Origin of the sequence: Lacticaseibacillus paracasei subsp. paracasei, from assembly GCF_000829035.1 — a bacterium.
Classification (GTDB): domain Bacteria; phylum Bacillota; class Bacilli; order Lactobacillales; family Lactobacillaceae; genus Lacticaseibacillus; species Lacticaseibacillus paracasei.
The window spans coordinates 650127-666221 of sequence record NZ_AP012541.1; the positions used below are offsets into that span (position 1 = coordinate 650127).

A 16095-nucleotide genomic window follows, 5' to 3' on the forward strand; every position below is an offset into this window, starting at 1 on the left:
CTCACACCAAAAAGAGGCGACATCACATGGCATCATTGAGCAAAGAACAGAAAAAAGCTTTGATCGCTAAAGTTGAAAAGGAGCGCCAAGACCATCCCGAAAAGAAGTCAAAGAAGTCTGGCTTCGAAACGATTGACGAAGAAGCAGAACGCCTTGAAAGCGAAAATTAATGTTAGTTGAGTCGCTGGTCCTGAACAGTTAACTGTTCAGGGCTTTTTTTTGCAGAGCGCAAACCGGCCCAGAAACCAAAACATAAGTGGCCCCGAACCTAAACGACAGGGCTTTGGTCGTTTAGGTTCGGGGTCCTTATGCGTAGGTTTCTGGGCCGGTTTGCGCGTTTCGGAGTTCAGCAATATCAGGCAGGGCTTTGGTCGTTTAGGTTCGAAGTCCTTATGCGTAGGTTTCTGGATCGGTTTGCGCGTTTTCAAAGACCTATAGCCCAATATTCATTTTAGAGACAGCCGGATCTGCAACTTTTGCGCCCCAGTGACAGTAACTGTCTATGATGGCAAGAACGGTATTTATCGCCATTAAGCTAGCGCTTTTACCCATGACGCCGCATACTAGTCGTGTCCATTGAGCAGTTGCCGCAATACTAAGACTTTTTTAATAATGGTCTACAAAGAAATTAAAAGCTATAACGCATGTGAGAGTATGCAAAGAAGCCGATTAATCAGCTTTTTTCAAAAAATATTAGCACTTAGCGTTCACAAGTGCTAGTTTGTGGTATAACTATAGGTGGAGCGAGGGAGAAGGAACAAGAGCTTCAGAGCAAATGTGTTTCTCCCGAATCGCCAAAGTCTCTATATTGAAAGGAAGCTATCTGTTATGGCTAATGAAGTTTTGAATCGTCGTAATAATGAGTTGATGAACAATGTGAATGATCCGTTCTTTGACAACTTAGCACGCCGGTTCTTCGGCCCGGTATCTGACTGGATGGATTGGGCAACACCTGCCATCACCAGCACGGCCGTCAACGGATTACTAACTGATGTTAAGGAGACCAAGGACGCTTACGAAGTTCATGTGGATGTACCTGGGATTGATAAGAACAACATCAAGATGAACTACCACGATGGTGTTTTGAGTATTAACGTTCATAAGGACGATATCACCGACCACGCTGATAAGAACGGCAACGTCATGATGTCTGAACGTAACTACGGCACAATGAGTCGGAGCTATCAACTACCAAACGTTGATGCAAGCAACATCAAGGCAGCCTATCAGGATGGTGTCCTCAATATCACCATGCCTAAGCTGACTGAATCTAAGGAGTCTGGTCACAACATTGAAATTCAATAATGTTCGTCATCAGCTGACCCAAGATTTACGGACTGCATTGCAAGCATGAATAGAAGCGGCACTTCTGCCGTTAGTGGGCAGAACCCATGAGTAAGCAAACAAAAATCGATGAGAATTGCCGCAGTTGCAGTGATCATTGAGTCGTTAAAGTCATCCCAGCGATACGTATGGTCGTTGGGGTGATTTTTTTGTAGAGCGCGAAAAGGCGCGATTAGAAACCGGAACATAAGTGGCCTCGAACCTAAACGACAGGGCTTTGGTCGTTTAGGTTCGAGGTCCTTATGCACAGGCTTCTCGACCTTGCTCGCGCGTTTCAGCTTGCAACAAGGATTCCCACTCACCAACTAAAGCAGTTCAATATTTCCCGTTTTTCAAGTCCATGGTAAGCTAGTGGTTATGATGACAAACAAATTAATGAACTGGCCGCCGGAAAAAGTGGCGGCTTTTCAAAAGGCCTTATTGAATTGGTATGATCAACATGCGCGTCAATTGCCGTGGCGCGAGGATCATGATCCTTATCATGTCATGGTTAGTGAGCTCATGCTGCAGCAAACGCAAGTGCAGACGGTGATTCCTTATTATGAACGGTTTATGAATCAATTCCCGACCGTGGGAGCCTTAGCGAAGGCGCCAGAAGCAGAGGTTCTGAAGGCGTGGGAGGGCTTGGGTTATTATTCCCGCGCACGCCGTCTGCAACAGGCAGCCAAGCAGATTGTTGCCGATTATGGCGGCGTTTGGCCGCAGACCTCAGAAACACTGCAGACATTGTCTGGCATCGGGCCTTACACAGCCGGAGCGATTGCGTCAATTAGTTTCGGGGAACCTGTACCTGCCATTGACGGTAACGCTTTTCGAGTTTTCGCTCGGTTGTTTAAAGTGGATGCGGATATTGCCCGGCCACAAACGCGTCAGCTCTTTTTTGACTTGATTCAGCCACTGATGCCAAAAGATCGACCTGGTGATTTTAATCAGGCCGTCATGGATCTTGGCTCAAGTTACATGTCGGCGAATCACCCAGACCCTGCACATTCTCCTGTGCGAGATTTTGATGCCAGTTATCGAGATGGGGTGGTTTCGGCTTATCCGGTTAAAACGAAAAAGCCACGACCGGTGTTGCATCGTTACTTTGCGTTAGTCATTTGCTCGGAGAAAGGCTATTTACTTGAACAGCGGCCAAGTACTGGCTTGCTGGCTGATTTGTGGATGTTTCCGCTCGTTGACATGGCAGATCTTGAAAGTACCATGATGAGTGCGCAGTTAGATGAGGTCAGCACGTTGTTTGCGGCATCGTCAGGGATGCAGCTGACGTTTGCGGATCTTGGCGCGAAAACGGTTAAGCATACTTTTACGCATCAGCAATGGCAATTGACGTTGATTGGGGTCGAGACTGCGGCGAGCGATCTCAGCTTTTTACCAGCACGGTGGGTGAAAGCGGATCATTTTAGTGAGCTGGCGTTGCCGACGGTGCAGAAGAAGTTGAATGCAGCGCTGGGGATGAATTAGAAATTGGTATTGAGTGAGTGGCTTAGTGATTTTGAAACATGTTCATCAGCTCAGAAACTGGGCCGTCTCACCCGCTGGCTGAAACGTGCGAACAGGCGCAGCTCGGCTATGCCGAGCTAACCACTCCGCTTCACGCCCTGAGTCAATTGCTTACATTTCGCCGTTGAGCGGGTTATACTGAGTGCAAATTTGATTGGAGAGGTGAGCGTTTTGACAGTTAATGTAACAAGAGATATCGCTTACGGTGACGCAGCATTACAGAAGCTTGATTTTTATGAACCAGAGAAGTCAAATGGGGCGGCGATCCTCGACATTCACGGTGGCGGTTGGTTTCGCGGTGAGAAGAATAAAGAAGGCGAGATGGCTGAACGGTTTGCCGCACTTGGTTATACGGTGGCGGTTCCAAATTACCGGCTTGCACCTGAAGCCTTCTTCCCAGCAGCTCGTGATGACGTTTTAGCAGCCTTTTCATGGTTGCGGGAGCATACTAAAGGGTTGCAACTTGGCGTTTTTGGGTCCAGTGCAGGTGGTTCGCTGTCAGTTGACGTTGGGTTAGCCGAAGGGGTACCGACAGTTTCTTGGTCGGGCATCTTCGACATTCGTCAGTGGTTCGCAGATCATCCAGCAGTCGTTGCCCAGCCGGATACGAAAACCGATTTTGTGAAAACGGCAAGTGCGAAAATTGACCAAGGTGGTCGTAATGATCCATTTTACAAATGGTTCATTTTGAATTATGTTGATTCAGATGAAACAAAGTTCCCTGAAGTTGAACCGTTTGACCGTTTGACCGCTCAGGCTGGACCTTTGTATCTGGCTAATTCGCAGGAAGAGATTATTCCGATTAGCGGCATCTATCAATTGGCACATGCCGCTGAAAAGCTTGGCTTACCTGTAACCTTGCAGTCGATTCCGGGCGGTCAGCATGCTGAAGGCTATCTTGATGAAGCGTGGCAGGGTACCGTTGCGTTCTTTGCGCAGTATTTGTTGAAAGGATAATCGTGGAAACATTAGTCGTTGTGAGTCATCCTGAAATTGAAAAAAGCGACACTCAGCAGTTTCTAAAGGCGAGTGCCGCTTCTTTGTCACAAGTCGTGTGGCATCATTTAGATAGTCGGCTACCCTTTGATGTGACGGCGGAGCAGCAAGCAATCACGTCTGCTGATCGCCTTATTTTTCAGTTTCCGCTTTATTGGTATATGGCGCCGGCAAGCTTACATCAGTGGCTGACAGATGTTTGGCTGAAACAGTTTGTTTATGATGCGCGAGGTGGATTGCTACACGGCAAATCACTTGGTTTTGTCGTGACATTCAGTCAACCGGCGACCGCCTATCAGCTTGGCGGTAGCGTTGGTTTTAGCATCAGCCAATTTTTGACACCATACGCGGCCTTGGCGGCTAAAACCGGCTTGACGTTATTGCCGCCTTTGACAATTGCCCAATTTGCCAATCAAACAGATCTTGAGCATCAACAATTATTGGTGCGTTATCAGCAATATTTGACGCTTGACCATCCTGACCGACCAGATGAACAAGCACAGTGGTTTATTGATCGATTGAGTGGCAACGCTGATACACAATTGTTGGCGGATCAATTAGCAGCGCAGACGGATGACATTGATCGCTTACGTTTGACATTACACGAATTAAAGGCAGGCGAGTCGGAATGACAACAGATGAACAATGGCTAGTGAACGCTGCTGCAGTGCAGGAAAAACAGGCAACATCTTATGAAAATGCCGCCTTTTTTAAGGCACTACAGGCATTCGTCACCCAGCAGGCAAAACGCCGTGAAAGTCTTGAAGGTGAAATCGATGGCCGCAGTTGGAATCACGAACAATGGTGAAAGTTCAGTCTGACGACGGAGGGGAAATAACTCACCGTATGCTATGGTTAAGTTAGCAAAACAAAGGAGCCTAAAAAATGCAAACAATGTTTGATCGTCTTCAACGTTGGTCATGGCTGCGCGGTTTGCTGATGATTTTAATCGGTGCCTGGATTTTAATCGCACCGCGCCAAGTCTATCGCAGTTTTCTCTGGATCGTAGCTGCAGTCTTGATTATTGCGGCAATTCCAAAGCTGATTGACGGCTTTTCAGCCCGCAAAGCATCAGGCACTTACGGTACATCTCTTTTTACAGGGGGCTTTTACCTGTTATTGGCGCTGATGGTGCCGGTCATCGTTCGGCCACTGATGAGTCTCGGGCCATTGCTGCTGGGCATTGTCTTGATGATTTATGGCGTCAATAAAATTTTAAGTGCTCGAAATCGACAACAATTTGTGAACGTCTCGGTTTGGCCGACCGTCATTTATGGTGTGGTGTTGCTCATCATGGGCTTCATTATGGCCTTGAATCCGTTCAGAACTGTCATGATGGTCTTCTCATTCTTTGGTGGCTTACTCGTTGTCATGGGCATTTTGCAACTCTTTACGCGACCACGTGCCTAATCACTAAAAAAGCATTCGACATCTAAAAGGTGGGGAATGCTTTTTTTCTTTGCCTAGATCTTTTGCTGGCTGATAGGCAGAATAATTGTATTCCACCGAGTAGATGGCTACACTCTGTGCAAAAGGATCTGACAACGCTTAACATGCGTGCTTAGAAACTGGCCTATACGCGATTTAAGGCTGAAGTCGTCGCCTTTCTGGGCTGGAGAACACGTTGAAGGAGGAAAAAATGATGCACAAGTTTGATTGGCGGGAAGTTGAACGTGACGAGTATTCGCGGTCTGAGGAACCTAGTTTTGTGAAGTTGACAACGCGCAGCTATATCACAGCGATGGGGGTGGCACCAGATCGGGTGACGGATCAAGCCTTCACGTCATTGGCAGCAGCGGTCACCCAAATTGCTGAGCGGATCAGCGAAGGACCAGATGCTGGCATTGATATTCCGAACTTTAAAGCTTACCATCCCTATCCATTGCAGGCGGTTTGGTCAGGGGGCGATAAAATCAGTAAGCGCCACATTTTTCGACTGTGGTTGAAGCAACCGTTGTTTATTCATGAAGACCAGTTTGAGGCTGCACTGACACAGCTGCATTTTGAACCAGCCATTGCCCAGCAGCTTCACTTAGAACAGTTGGCAGAAGGGTTTGAAATTCAAAGCTTTAATTCAACACCACTGACGGATGAAGCACCTGCGATTGCGCGTATTCAAACAGTGATCAATCGCGACCATCTCGTTCCGAAATTTGATGATCGGCATCGCGAGGTTTATTTGGAAGGCTATCAAGGAGAAGTACCGGTACTTTACCGGGTGCCGCTTGACGAAAACTTCGGTGAAGTTGGCGATGAGCAGGTTGCATATAATTAATCTGAATCGATGGCGCCATGAAAAAGCGATCAGCTCTTTTTAAAATGAGCTGATCGCTTTTGTTGTCTTAATTAGAATTGTGGGTAGACAATCTTATTGGCCCAGTGATTGATCGGGCCGTACTGATGACCGACTGCAATTGGATGACCAATGGCTTGATTGGTGAAACGCTTAGCAATGCGAATGGCTTCCTCAACTGAGTTGCCTTTGCCAATTTCTGCGGTGATGACGGCGGAAAGCGTGTCACCTGTACCGTTAACCCGGTCGGTTGCATGATAAGGTTCGCTTAACCAGAATGACTTGCCGCTTTCCAGCAAAACAAAATCACGCACAGTTGGTTGCGTAGGATCATCATGGGCACCTTTTAAAACAATGTTCTTGGCACCGGAGTCTTGTAGTTGATGTGCGGCCGCTTCAGTCTGAGCGTCGGTGTCGAGTTTCATACCGGTCAGATGCTCGGCCTCGTAATGATTGGGGGTGACCACCGTTGCTAGGGGGATCAGTTCATTTTTGACAGCATCATAAGCGTCTTGTTCTAGCAACATCGCGCCGTGTTTAGTGATAATAACGGGATCGACAACTAAGGCACCGAAATCATATTGCTGCCAGTTTTTGATAATATTTTGCACCAGTGCGCGATCGGCAAGCATGCCCGTTTTAGCAGCGCGAATATGCAAATCAGCAGCGAGTGACTTGAACTGGGCATCAATGAACGGTAATGGCATGACCATACTATCCTGAATCCCGTAAGAATTGCCTGCAACAGCCGCGGTTAAAATAGTAGCACCATAAACGCCGCGCATGAAGAAACTATGCAAATCGGCTTGGACACCGGCACTGCCGTCACTGTCCGTACCGCCGATTGTCATCACTTGTGGAAACTCATTAGCCACGTGATTCCCTCCTCGTAAACGTGTTCACTGGTGCAGAAGCCGGCACATCAGGATCTGAAGCACACTGGCCAAAGCTCAGTCAATGCGCTTGAGGTCGCTTATGCTCCGGATTCTAACCGCATCAGTTTACGCTCTTCCTGATAAAAGACTGTCATGACTCGCCAATACTGTTACTAATTAAACGCCCGTTTTTGCGGCAAGACAGCTTTAAGCCATTCGCCGATAAATGGATACTGATGGTTAAGTTCGATGATCTGCGTTTCTGGATCAGGATACTTCAGATAAACCATATTATTAGCCGGATTGATCATCACTGTAAAGATCTTTTGATTTGGTAGTGGCAACTCGTAAACGCCAGCTTTGGCACCTTGTCGCATGAGGATAGCGTTGTTGGATGCAATGACGAATAATTCATCCAATGCTGGTGAATTACTGCCTGCCGAAACACGAATAATGAGCTTGAGACGGTGATTGACCAATTCTTGCGGCACAGTGGTTGATGCCCACTCAAAGCGGTCATTTTTGACTTCTTCAGAGCCAAGATCTTGCCAGTCGTGGCCATCTTCGTCTAGGACTTGATACCCAAGTACTTTTGCATCCTGATCTAATGACGTACCAATGCTAAAGTCGCCGGCTTTGATGACTGCCTTTTTTGCAACGAGTGGTTTGAGGTTATCAAACCGTGTCTTGAAACTTAGTCCGTTAACGGGTTGCAAGACAGTTTCATCAACAGTGGTGAAGCGATAGCCGCCTTGATTGAGCGCCTTGGCTAAGGCAGACAGTGCCTTAACGGTTTCGGCATCGTAGGTCATGGCATTGCTGTCAGCAGCGGTGATCTGCAAAAGTGTCGGTAGGTTGACCGCTTTTAATTTGGCATCGTCACTCAAGGGATCCACAATCGTTAACAATGTGTTGTTGTCGTCCTGCGTCGTCTGAATCACCGCAATTTCGCTGTGGTGAGCATCTGCCGTTGTATCCTGCAGCCACAATGTCTGCAAAAATGGGGTAGGGATTGACGTCAAGTTTTGCAATGCCTGATATAATTTATTGCCCAAGAGATTCGTGTAGCTTGCCAATAAGGCGGTCAATGCCTCATCATTTGATTCCCACAATGGCGAGTTTGCTAAACGATCGGCTTCTTGCTGATATGCTGTGCCAATTTGTTGGCGTGCCTGAGCAACAGTGAGTGGTTTTGTAATCAGGGCAGCCAAATGTGCATCATTAAGATTAAGCATGCGTGCGCCCTCCTTCAAGCTTTAATGACTGCATGAAATCATCCTTCAAGTTAGCTAAGATATTTTCAAATTCAGCGACTGAGCTGTAAGTCCCCATCACTGCTTGGAATTCATAGCGCGTGATGGCTGCGGAAACTTCGAGTTCGCGTTTGCGCTTGTCGAAAATATCATCGGCGGTAAGCTTTTCCTTGTCGAACTGTGCTTTCAGTCGCGAGGCATCTCCTGAAGGTTGTGAAGGCGATGCTTGGTCATCATCACTCGGATCAATAAAGTTTTTCAACAAGCCGCGGAAACCGCTGTTGCCTTGGGTTGCTTGGCCGCGCTCTGGGGCGTTTTCGGCTTCCAAGTTGTCGATTTGGGTGTGCAATGAATCGACGTCACGGTAAACCTCTTTGCGCATCGCATCCAACTGGCGGTCTAGATAATGGTCGGGATCGTCAGAAAAAGCTTCGAGTTGTGGTAGGATTCGGCGCTGTTCGTCAGCTGACTGCGTGATTGCTCGCAAGATGACGTTAATATGGCCAAACTCGCGTCGGTGGTACCAATTACCAAAGTAGACGGTTCCTTGATCATTAACTTCAAAAAAGGGGATGTGCTGGCGCAGAAAATCAATAAGACCGATCTGCAGAAAATCATGCAGTTCCGCCTGTGCGTTTTTGTCATAAGCCAAAATATAACCAGGCGTTTCTTCGATGTCTAGCCGCAGATTTTCAGCGGTTGCATCCAGTCCCTGATAAAGGCGATAACGTGACTTTTTATGCCAAGCATCGGTAAAATCGTTGAAGAATTTCTTTTGATAAGTAAGGCTAGCTTCAATTGACATTTAATATCCTCTCACATTCTATACTAATGATTTAAGTGTACCGCATAACTGGCAATATAAGGAAGTTTTCTTGTCTTTTTCAAGCCCAGAAGGCAGATTCAGCCGTAAATGCTGGATACATGCTAGAATATGGACGAGAGGTCGTTGCTTCCTATAAAACGCGCTCGTCAATCCAGCAAGTTGCATGTAGGCGGATTGACCTGCGCTCAATATGAAATGAGGTAGGCAAAATGAAAATTGCTGTTTTGGGTGCTACTGGTCGCGCGGGCAGTGCCATTGTCGCTGAAGCTCGGCGACGCGGACATGAGGTGCTGGCAGTTGTGCGTGATCCGCAGAAGGCCGCTGATCGGCTTGGTGCAACGGTTGCCACGTTGGTGAAGGAACCGTTGGTATTGACTGAAGCCGACTTGGAAAGCGTTGATGCAGTGGTAGATGCTTTGAGTGTGCCGTGGGGTTCGGGCCGTGGTTATTTACATCTGGACTTTGCCACGCACTTAGTTAGTCTCTTGCGCAACAGCGATACACTGGCTGTCTTTATTTTGGGAAGTGCTAGCTTGGCGATGCCGGGTGCGGATCACCCCATGATTCTTGACTTTCCAGAAAGTGCCGCAAGTCAACCATGGTATGATGGCGCCCTTTACCAATATTACGAATATCAGTTTTTACAAATGAACGCGAATGTGAACTGGATTGGCATTTCACCAAGCGAAGCCTTTCCAAGTGGACCAGCAACGAGTTATGTTGCCGGCAAGGATACATTGCTGGTGGGCGAAGATGGACAAAGCCACATTACGACCGGCAACATGGCCTTGGCAATTCTGGATCAGTTGGAACATCCAACAGCAATTCGAGATCGAATCGTTGTCCGCGATGCGGATTAGATGCTTGTGCAGCGATTAAAAAAGGCAACTTTGCAACTTCCCGAGGCGATGTTAGGAAGGTCAAAGTTGCCTTTTGCCATTTTTGCTTGGTGGACTATTAAAGACGGTAAGCGAGCCTGCTTTCGCTGAAACGGGTAAATTAGCCCAGAAATCTGCACATAAGGACATTGAACCTAAACAACCAAAACTCCGCCAATTTTGCAGGTCCTCGCAAACGCGTTCGCAGTCGCAGAAACCTGCTTTCGCGCTACACAAAAAAAACCCGCGTATTGGGGGTACGCGGGGTTTCCTGTCAACACCATTGGGGGTGGTGCCGACTTCTTTTTACTTTGGAGGAGTAAAAATGAAAAAAAGTTGGGTTGGGGTAGTAGTAAGAAGGGGGTAAACTTCCTTGCTACATAGAAAAGAATAATCTGTAATTGTGAATTTTTTATGACGTTCTGGAAGAAAAATTTTGAATGTGGTTTTTTAATGTTCTTTGCTACTTTTTGATATTGTGAGCAAATGTTATTGAATTTTAAATGGTCAAAATGTCAATTAGTTGAAAATATGTTTATATAAATTGACAAAAGCTGTTGTGATTGAAGCCTTGATTTCTCGGGCGAAACTTAAATGAATGAATTGCGACCGTTTTAAGCGTTAATATCGTTATCTTAAGGTATAATAAGTGTTCCAAAAAACATGGCAAAAATTTTGCCGGAAAAGAGGTAATTTTGATGGGGGTGGTAGTATCTAACTTTCATCTGGCGAAGATCACAGCTGAAGAAAAAGTGAAACTAACTTCTGGAAAAGATTTCTGGACCTCTGAGCATCTTGCCGATAAAGGTATACCAAGTTTTCGGATGAGTGATGGTCCCCATGGGCTGCGGTATCAGGCACTGGCAGCGGATCATCTCGGAATCAATGATAGTGTTCCTAGTACCAGTTTTCCAACAGCTAGTGCTAGCGCAGCTGCGTGGGATCCTGATCTCATTCAAGCAATGGGTAAGGCGATTGGATTAGAAGCGCAAAGTTTAGGCGTCGATATGGTACTTGGTCCCGGCGTTAATATGAAACGCAATCCACTTTGCGGTCGGAACTTTGAGTATTTTAGTGAAGATCCATTCTTGGCCGGAAAACTTGGCGCTGCGTGGATTAATGGTATCCAGTCGCAAGGAATTGCTGCATGTCTCAAACATTTTGCAGCGAATAATCAGGAAAATGACCGGCTTTCATCTGATTCGCTGGTGGATCCGACCGCCTTGCATGAAATCTATCTTGAGGCTTTTCGTATTGCTGTCACAGAAAGCCACCCAGAAGCGGTCATGTGTTCCTACAACAAAATTAATGGCACCTATGCAAGTGATAATCTGTATTTGATGACCCAAGTGTTGCGGCAACAATTTGGGTTTGGCGGGGCAGTGATCACGGATTGGGGAGCGTTGAATGATAAGGTTGCGGCGCTTAATGCCGGTACGGATTTAGAAATGCCAGGCGACGATCATTTATTTGATGGTGAGGCGCTGCAGGCTTATCAACAAGGCACACTGAAATTGGCCAGCTTAGATCGAGCGGTGACTAAGATTGCCGAAATTGCCCGCAAACAACGGCCCAAATTTCAGGGATCGCGAGAGCAATTACTGCAAGCAAATGGACAATTGGCGCAAAAAATTGCGGAAAGTGCGATTGTTCTGCTGAAAAATGAGGCCGCCTTGTTACCATTACAGGCTACTGATACAGTCGCGGTCATTGGTGAGCTGGCTAAAGCTACACGCTTCCAAGGGGCAGGGTCTTCGCATATTAATGCTTCCGAGATCGTTTCAGTTTTGGATGGCCTTAAGCAAAAAAAGGTGTCATTTGATTATGCGGCTGGCTATCGACTTGACGATCAGGATGATTCGCAGGCGACTGCCGAGGCATTAGCCTTGGCACGCAACCATGACAAAGTCGTTTTTGTTGCTGGGCTACCCGACAATTATGAGTCGGAGGGCTTTGATCGCCAAAATATGGCTTTACCAAAAGTTCAAAACGATTTATTGCAGGCAGTGACCGCAGTTAATCCAAACGTGATTGTCCTGTTAGTTGCCGGTGCACCGGTTGAGCTTCCGTGGGTGGATCAAGTCAAAGCTGTCGTTAACCTGTCACTTGGCGGTGAACGTATCGGGGCCGCAGCTGCCAACGTTTTGACAGGTGCTGTCAATCCAAGCGGCAAGCTAGCTGAAAGTTATCCGCTAAAATACCAAGACGTGCCCTCAGAGGATGTCTATGATAAAAACCCTCGGTCGGTGCCGTATGTTGAAAGCACATATGTTGGCTACCGTTATTACGACAAAGCAAAAGTGCCAGTCGCCTTTCCATTTGGTTTTGGTTTGAGCTACACATCGTTTGCCTTGAAAAACATTCAGCTCTCAAGTGATCACGTAACCGATGATCAGCCACTGACCATTAGCCTGCAAGTGACCAACACTGGAAAGGTTGATGGTGCGGAAGTGGTCCAGGTCTATGTTCAAGAACAACAACCACGACCATTACGACCGGAAAAATCATTAAAGGCATTCAAAAAGGTTTTTGTCAAAGCTGGACAAACCGTTAATGTTGCTCTCGAGCTGAAGGCACAAGCCTTTAAGGAGTGGCGTGAACAGACACAAACATGGGTCTTGCCTGAAGCTCAAAAGGCGATTGCTGTTGGTACCAGTGTCACTAATATTGATGCTGTCTTACCAGTTAGCTTCACAGGGGAAACTTTTAATAACTTTGCAACGATTCCAAATTGGTATACAACGCTTTCCGGGAAACCTAGTGTTCAAGATTTTGAACAGTTGACAGACCAGAAAGTACCGGCACCACATGAATTTGTACCAGGCGAATTCACTCGACTCAATACACCGCGAGAAATGAAGAAACACTCATTGTTGCTGCGGATAGTGGCGTGGATCACGGTCAAAATTCGAACTAAAGATTATATCGACAAGCAAGGACCCGAGGCGAAGTTCCAGCAGGCAATCGTATTGGACACGCCACTCATTCGCTTGGCGCAACAGGCCAGCGGTGCATTAAAGTTAAGCATGGTTGATCGACTCGTAGCTGCGGCCAATCATCAGTATGTGAAAATGATTTTTAGATAACAGATGTATTGTAAAATCATTAAAAATTTTTCTTGACGAATGACGATTGGATTCGGTATGCTGATTCTCGTACCAAACAGATAGCGTGTCAGCAGACGTGATTTCTGCGACTGCGAACGCGTGTTTAAAGGAGTGTTGACCATGAACTTAGTACGGCAAACACAACTTAATAACTTTTTCGGCGGCTTTTTCGGATAGCGGTTTGCAGTGAGATGCAAACCGCGCAAGCAGTGGTTTGCATCCATAAGGCCGTCACATTAAATGTGCACACAACGCCGCATGGATGAACAATTATCCATGCGGCTTTTCTATACCGAAAAATCTCGGGGCCAGTCGCATGGTGAAAACCAGCGGCTGGTCTTTTTTGCATCATACGACTATGTTGACCGTTCCGGATGGCTGAATTGTCACTCGTCACTTATCGATAACGCGCTCGCCAGCGCAGCAACCGCGCTGGCTCGCGCTCACAGGAGGAATTTTTATGAAAAAGCATCGACTACTTGTTATTGCCACTGCAGCACTGGTTGGCTTAACGTTGATCGGCTGCGGCAAGAAAAGTAACGCCGCCAGTTCCAAAACCGTTAAGATCGGTATTTTGCAGTTGATTGATCAAAGTGCCTTGACTGAGGCTAGGAAAGGCTTTGTGGCCGAGTTGGCCAAAGCCGGGTACAGTGGTGATCGCGTCAAAATTGATTACGTCAATGCCCAAGGCGACCAAGCTAATCTGAAAACGATGAGTGATCGTTTGGCAAGTGATAAGAATGATGTGAATCTTGCGATTGCGACCCCTGCAGCACAAGCACTCCAACAAGCTGACAAAAAGACACCGATGTTATTCACCGCCATCACGGATCCTAAGTCAGCCGGATTGGTCACCAATCCCGCAAAACCAGATAAAAATGCAACCGGCGTGACAGATTTAGTTGCGGTAGCCAAACAAATTGACCTGCTTCATCAAACTTTCCCAGAAGCAAAAACTGTCGGCCTCATGTATAACGCTGGCGAACCAAATTCGGTTTATCAGATCAAACAAGCCAAAGCTCGGCTGAAACAACTCGGTTTGCGTTACCAAGTTCGTACAGCGGCGACAACTAACGATGTGCAACAGGCCGCCGAGAGTTTAGCCAAAAGCGTCAATGCCCTTTATTTACCGGCCGATAACGTTATGGCTGCCGCTATGCCGACCATTGGCAAAGTTGCCAAGGCTCAGCAAATACCAGTCGTCCCAGCCGCTTCGACCATGGTTCAAGACGGCGGCACGATCACCAAAGGCATCAACTACCGCGACCTTGGTAAGCAGACGGCCAAAATGGCTATTAAACTGCTTAAAGGTAAAACAGTTAAAACATTACCTGTTGAGAAACCGGCAAAAGTCGAAACGGTTCGCAATGAAGCCATGTTAAAAGCCGTCAAACAAACGGTTAAATTACCAGAATAACTGCTATAGTAACGTTCTTTGACATTCTTCCCCATACAAAAACTGAAATAGCCGAATGTAAGTTTTTTGTTTGTGTTGACAAGATGAGAATATGAGTATACGCTTTGAGACAAGTCAGAGAGAACATCTCTGCATGAAGGAGTGTTGATCATGGATCGAGTCAAAACAACACAACTTAATCATTCTTATTATTACGGCTATTTCGGATAATGGTTTGTATCTCATGGATACAAGCCAATCAGGTTTGTATCCATGATGGCCGTAAGTGTTTAACTTGCAATTAACCGCCACATGGACGAATTCATCCATGTGGCCTTTTCTTTTTCCGGGAAAAAACAATGGCCAGCCACATGGACGAAAAATCCAGTGGCTGGCTATTTTTGTAAGAGCGCGAGTCAGCTCGGGTAGAAACCGGAGTGTAAGCGGCCTTGGTCGTGATAGTCGTATTTTGACCACTGCGACCAAGGTCCTTACATGTAGGTTTCTGCGCCAGTGAGCGCGTTTGCACAAAGTGTGAAGCACCATCACCTTAACCCGTACATCCCAGGAGGAAGAAAAATGAAGATCAAACGAATGGCCGCTATTGCGGCAGCAGCACTCACTATCATGGTTTTAGCCGGTTGTGGAAAATCAACCAGTGCAGCGGCTGACAAGAGTCAGGTTAAAATCGGCATTTTACAGTTGATTGACCAGCAAGCGTTGACCGCGGCCCGCAAAGGCTTCACTGAAGAACTGGCCAAAGCCGGTTACAAAGGCAAGAAGATCAAGTTGGACTACGTGAATGCCCAAGGCGATCAATCTAATCTTCAGACGATGAGCCAGCGCTTGCAACGTGATAAAAACGATCTCAACTTGGCGATCGCTACACCGGCTGCCCAAGCCCTGCAGAAGGCAGACAGCAAGACCCCATTGTTGTTCACGGCGATCACGGATCCAAAAGCGGCTGGTCTTGTGACCACAACAGCCAAGCCGGACAAAAACGCTACAGGCGTTACGGACATGGTAGATGTCGCTGGTCAGATCAACTTTTTACACAAAGCCTTTCCTAAGGCCAAAAAAGTTGGCTTATTATTCAACGCCGCCGAAGAAAACTCTCAAGTTCAGATCAAGCTTGCGAAGGCAGCAATCAAGAAACTGGGGTTAACCGCCGTTGAAAAAACCGCCGCGACCACCAACGATGTTGAACAAAGTGCCACTGCACTGATGAAACAAAGTGATGTTGTGTACATTCCAACCGATAACACGATGGCGGCCTCAATGCCGACCATTGGCAAAATCAGCACGAAAGAAAACATTCCGGTCGTCACTGCTGATGCGACGATGGTGAAATTAGCCGGGGTGGCGACAGTAGGGATTAATTACGAAGATCTAGGCCGGCAGACTGGCAAACTGGCTGTTCAAATTTTGAAGGGGAAGAAAGTCAGCGATCTGCCTGTTGAAAAACCGGCTAAAACTCGATTGGTCACTGATCCGACCCGGATGAAACAATTTGGTTTGACAGAGGCTGCCTTGAAGCAAGCTGAATAATCGATTTCGTGTCATAACGCGCTGGCAGTCGCAGCACCCGGGCTGACTCGCGCTTCTACCATAACGCGCTCACCAG

16 protein-coding genes are annotated in these 16095 nt (G+C 47.0%); 12 read left to right on the top strand and 4 right to left on the bottom strand.

Features of this window, described 5'->3' with window-relative positions; all coding sequences use genetic code 11:
- The first annotated feature begins 26 nt into the window (after window positions 1-26).
- Together LBPC_RS16915 and LBPC_RS03100 are read left to right on the top strand one after the other, a co-directional pair.
- Window positions 27-170, top strand: a complete 144-nt coding sequence (locus LBPC_RS16915) for a hypothetical protein (protein WP_003563758.1) — start codon at window positions 27-29, stop codon at window positions 168-170.
- Window positions 171-828: 658 nt separating this feature from the next.
- The gene (locus tag LBPC_RS03100) at window positions 829-1305 is read left to right on the top strand and encodes an Hsp20/alpha crystallin family protein (RefSeq protein ID WP_003573966.1); all 477 of its coding nucleotides are present in this window, start codon (window positions 829-831) and stop codon (window positions 1303-1305) included.
- Here the strand turns inward: LBPC_RS03100 and LBPC_RS03105 are convergent.
- Window positions 1299-1532, bottom strand: coding sequence for a hypothetical protein (locus LBPC_RS03105; protein WP_003659920.1), 234 nt, complete (start codon window positions 1530-1532; stop codon window positions 1299-1301). The genes LBPC_RS03100 and LBPC_RS03105 overlap by 7 nt on opposite strands.
- A 172-nt stretch (window positions 1533-1704) precedes the next feature.
- On the opposite strand from LBPC_RS03105, the gene mutY reads away from it, so the two are divergent.
- The 6 genes from mutY to LBPC_RS03135 all read left to right on the top strand — a co-directional run bounded on the left by mutY (window position 1705) and on the right by LBPC_RS03135 (window position 6118).
- Window positions 1705-2808, top strand: coding sequence for an A/G-specific adenine glycosylase (gene mutY / locus LBPC_RS03110; RefSeq protein ID WP_003592500.1), 1104 nt, complete (start codon window positions 1705-1707; stop codon window positions 2806-2808).
- A 210-nt stretch (window positions 2809-3018) separates the two neighbouring features.
- Window positions 3019-3804, top strand: a complete 786-nt coding sequence (locus tag LBPC_RS03115; protein WP_003569189.1) for an alpha/beta hydrolase — start codon at window positions 3019-3021, stop codon at window positions 3802-3804.
- 2 nt (window positions 3805-3806) lie between these two features.
- Window positions 3807-4475 (top strand): NAD(P)H-dependent oxidoreductase, encoded by a 669-nt coding sequence (locus LBPC_RS03120; RefSeq protein WP_003563776.1) that lies wholly within the window; start codon window positions 3807-3809, stop codon window positions 4473-4475.
- Window positions 4472-4651 carry a hypothetical protein gene (locus LBPC_RS03125; RefSeq protein WP_003583702.1) on the top strand — a complete coding sequence of 60 codons (180 nt, stop codon included), beginning with the start codon at window positions 4472-4474 and terminating at the stop codon, window positions 4649-4651. The genes LBPC_RS03120 and LBPC_RS03125 overlap by 4 nt, the downstream gene beginning before the upstream one ends.
- A gap of 77 nt (window positions 4652-4728) precedes the next feature.
- Window positions 4729-5253: an HdeD family acid-resistance protein gene (locus LBPC_RS03130; RefSeq protein ID WP_003573971.1), complete on the top strand. Its 525-nt coding sequence runs from the start codon at window positions 4729-4731 to the stop codon at window positions 5251-5253.
- 232 nt (window positions 5254-5485) lie between these two features.
- On the top strand, window positions 5486-6118 hold the full coding sequence (locus LBPC_RS03135; protein WP_011674244.1) for a hypothetical protein: 633 nt from the start codon (window positions 5486-5488) through the stop codon (window positions 6116-6118).
- Between the two features lie 71 nt (window positions 6119-6189).
- Here the strand turns inward: LBPC_RS03135 and thiD are convergent, their stop codons facing one another.
- The 3 genes from thiD to LBPC_RS03150 all read right to left on the bottom strand — a co-directional run bounded on the left by thiD (window position 6190) and on the right by LBPC_RS03150 (window position 9069).
- Window positions 6190-7011 (bottom strand): bifunctional hydroxymethylpyrimidine kinase/phosphomethylpyrimidine kinase, encoded by an 822-nt coding sequence (gene thiD, locus LBPC_RS03140; protein ID WP_003563790.1) that lies wholly within the window; start codon window positions 7009-7011, stop codon window positions 6190-6192.
- A 173-nt stretch (window positions 7012-7184) separates the two neighbouring features.
- Window positions 7185-8246, bottom strand: coding sequence for a hypothetical protein (locus LBPC_RS03145; RefSeq protein ID WP_003563792.1), 1062 nt, complete (start codon window positions 8244-8246; stop codon window positions 7185-7187).
- Window positions 8239-9069, bottom strand: coding sequence for a hypothetical protein (locus tag LBPC_RS03150; protein ID WP_003569200.1), 831 nt, complete (start codon window positions 9067-9069; stop codon window positions 8239-8241). Before LBPC_RS03150 ends, LBPC_RS03145 begins: the two co-directional genes overlap by 8 nt.
- Window positions 9070-9299: 230 nt before the next feature.
- Between LBPC_RS03150 and LBPC_RS03155 the strand changes: the two genes are divergently transcribed.
- From LBPC_RS03155 to LBPC_RS03175, 4 genes are all read left to right on the top strand, one after another.
- On the top strand, window positions 9300-9950 hold the full coding sequence (locus LBPC_RS03155) for an SDR family oxidoreductase (protein ID WP_003662858.1): 651 nt from the start codon (window positions 9300-9302) through the stop codon (window positions 9948-9950).
- A gap of 716 nt (window positions 9951-10666) precedes the next feature.
- Window positions 10667-13054: a beta-glucosidase family protein gene (locus tag LBPC_RS03165; protein ID WP_003662860.1), complete on the top strand. Its 2388-nt coding sequence runs from the start codon at window positions 10667-10669 to the stop codon at window positions 13052-13054.
- A gap of 481 nt (window positions 13055-13535) precedes the next feature.
- A complete protein-coding gene (locus tag LBPC_RS03170) occupies window positions 13536-14492 on the top strand; it encodes an ABC transporter substrate-binding protein (protein WP_003662862.1) in 957 nt (318 codons plus the stop codon).
- A gap of 558 nt (window positions 14493-15050) precedes the next feature.
- Window positions 15051-16019, top strand: a complete 969-nt coding sequence (locus tag LBPC_RS03175) for an ABC transporter substrate-binding protein (protein ID WP_003574024.1) — start codon at window positions 15051-15053, stop codon at window positions 16017-16019.
- The last annotated feature ends 76 nt before the right edge of the window (window positions 16020-16095 follow it).

What these genes read in the sequence shown, in the direction of transcription:
- mutY (WP_003592500.1), top strand. Translation starts at nt 1,705, where the DNA reads ATGACAAACAAATTAATGAACTGGCCGCCGGAAAAAGTGGCGGCTTTT.
- LBPC_RS03145 (WP_003563792.1), bottom strand. Translation starts at nt 8,246, where the DNA reads ATGCTTAATCTTAATGATGCACATTTGGCTGCCCTGATTACAAAACCA.
- LBPC_RS03150 (WP_003569200.1), bottom strand. Translation starts at nt 9,069, where the DNA reads ATGTCAATTGAAGCTAGCCTTACTTATCAAAAGAAATTCTTCAACGAT.
- LBPC_RS03135 (WP_011674244.1), top strand. Translation starts at nt 5,486, where the DNA reads ATGCACAAGTTTGATTGGCGGGAAGTTGAACGTGACGAGTATTCGCGG.
- LBPC_RS03170 (WP_003662862.1), top strand. Translation starts at nt 13,536, where the DNA reads ATGAAAAAGCATCGACTACTTGTTATTGCCACTGCAGCACTGGTTGGC.
- LBPC_RS03105 (WP_003659920.1), bottom strand. Translation starts at nt 1,532, where the DNA reads ATGTTCCGGTTTCTAATCGCGCCTTTTCGCGCTCTACAAAAAAATCAC.
- LBPC_RS03175 (WP_003574024.1), top strand. Translation starts at nt 15,051, where the DNA reads ATGAAGATCAAACGAATGGCCGCTATTGCGGCAGCAGCACTCACTATC.
- LBPC_RS03125 (WP_003583702.1), top strand. Translation starts at nt 4,472, where the DNA reads ATGACAACAGATGAACAATGGCTAGTGAACGCTGCTGCAGTGCAGGAA.
- LBPC_RS16915 (WP_003563758.1), top strand. Translation starts at nt 27, where the DNA reads ATGGCATCATTGAGCAAAGAACAGAAAAAAGCTTTGATCGCTAAAGTT.
- LBPC_RS03155 (WP_003662858.1), top strand. Translation starts at nt 9,300, where the DNA reads ATGAAAATTGCTGTTTTGGGTGCTACTGGTCGCGCGGGCAGTGCCATT.
- LBPC_RS03100 (WP_003573966.1), top strand. Translation starts at nt 829, where the DNA reads ATGGCTAATGAAGTTTTGAATCGTCGTAATAATGAGTTGATGAACAAT.
- LBPC_RS03165 (WP_003662860.1), top strand. Translation starts at nt 10,667, where the DNA reads ATGGGGGTGGTAGTATCTAACTTTCATCTGGCGAAGATCACAGCTGAA.
- LBPC_RS03130 (WP_003573971.1), top strand. Translation starts at nt 4,729, where the DNA reads ATGCAAACAATGTTTGATCGTCTTCAACGTTGGTCATGGCTGCGCGGT.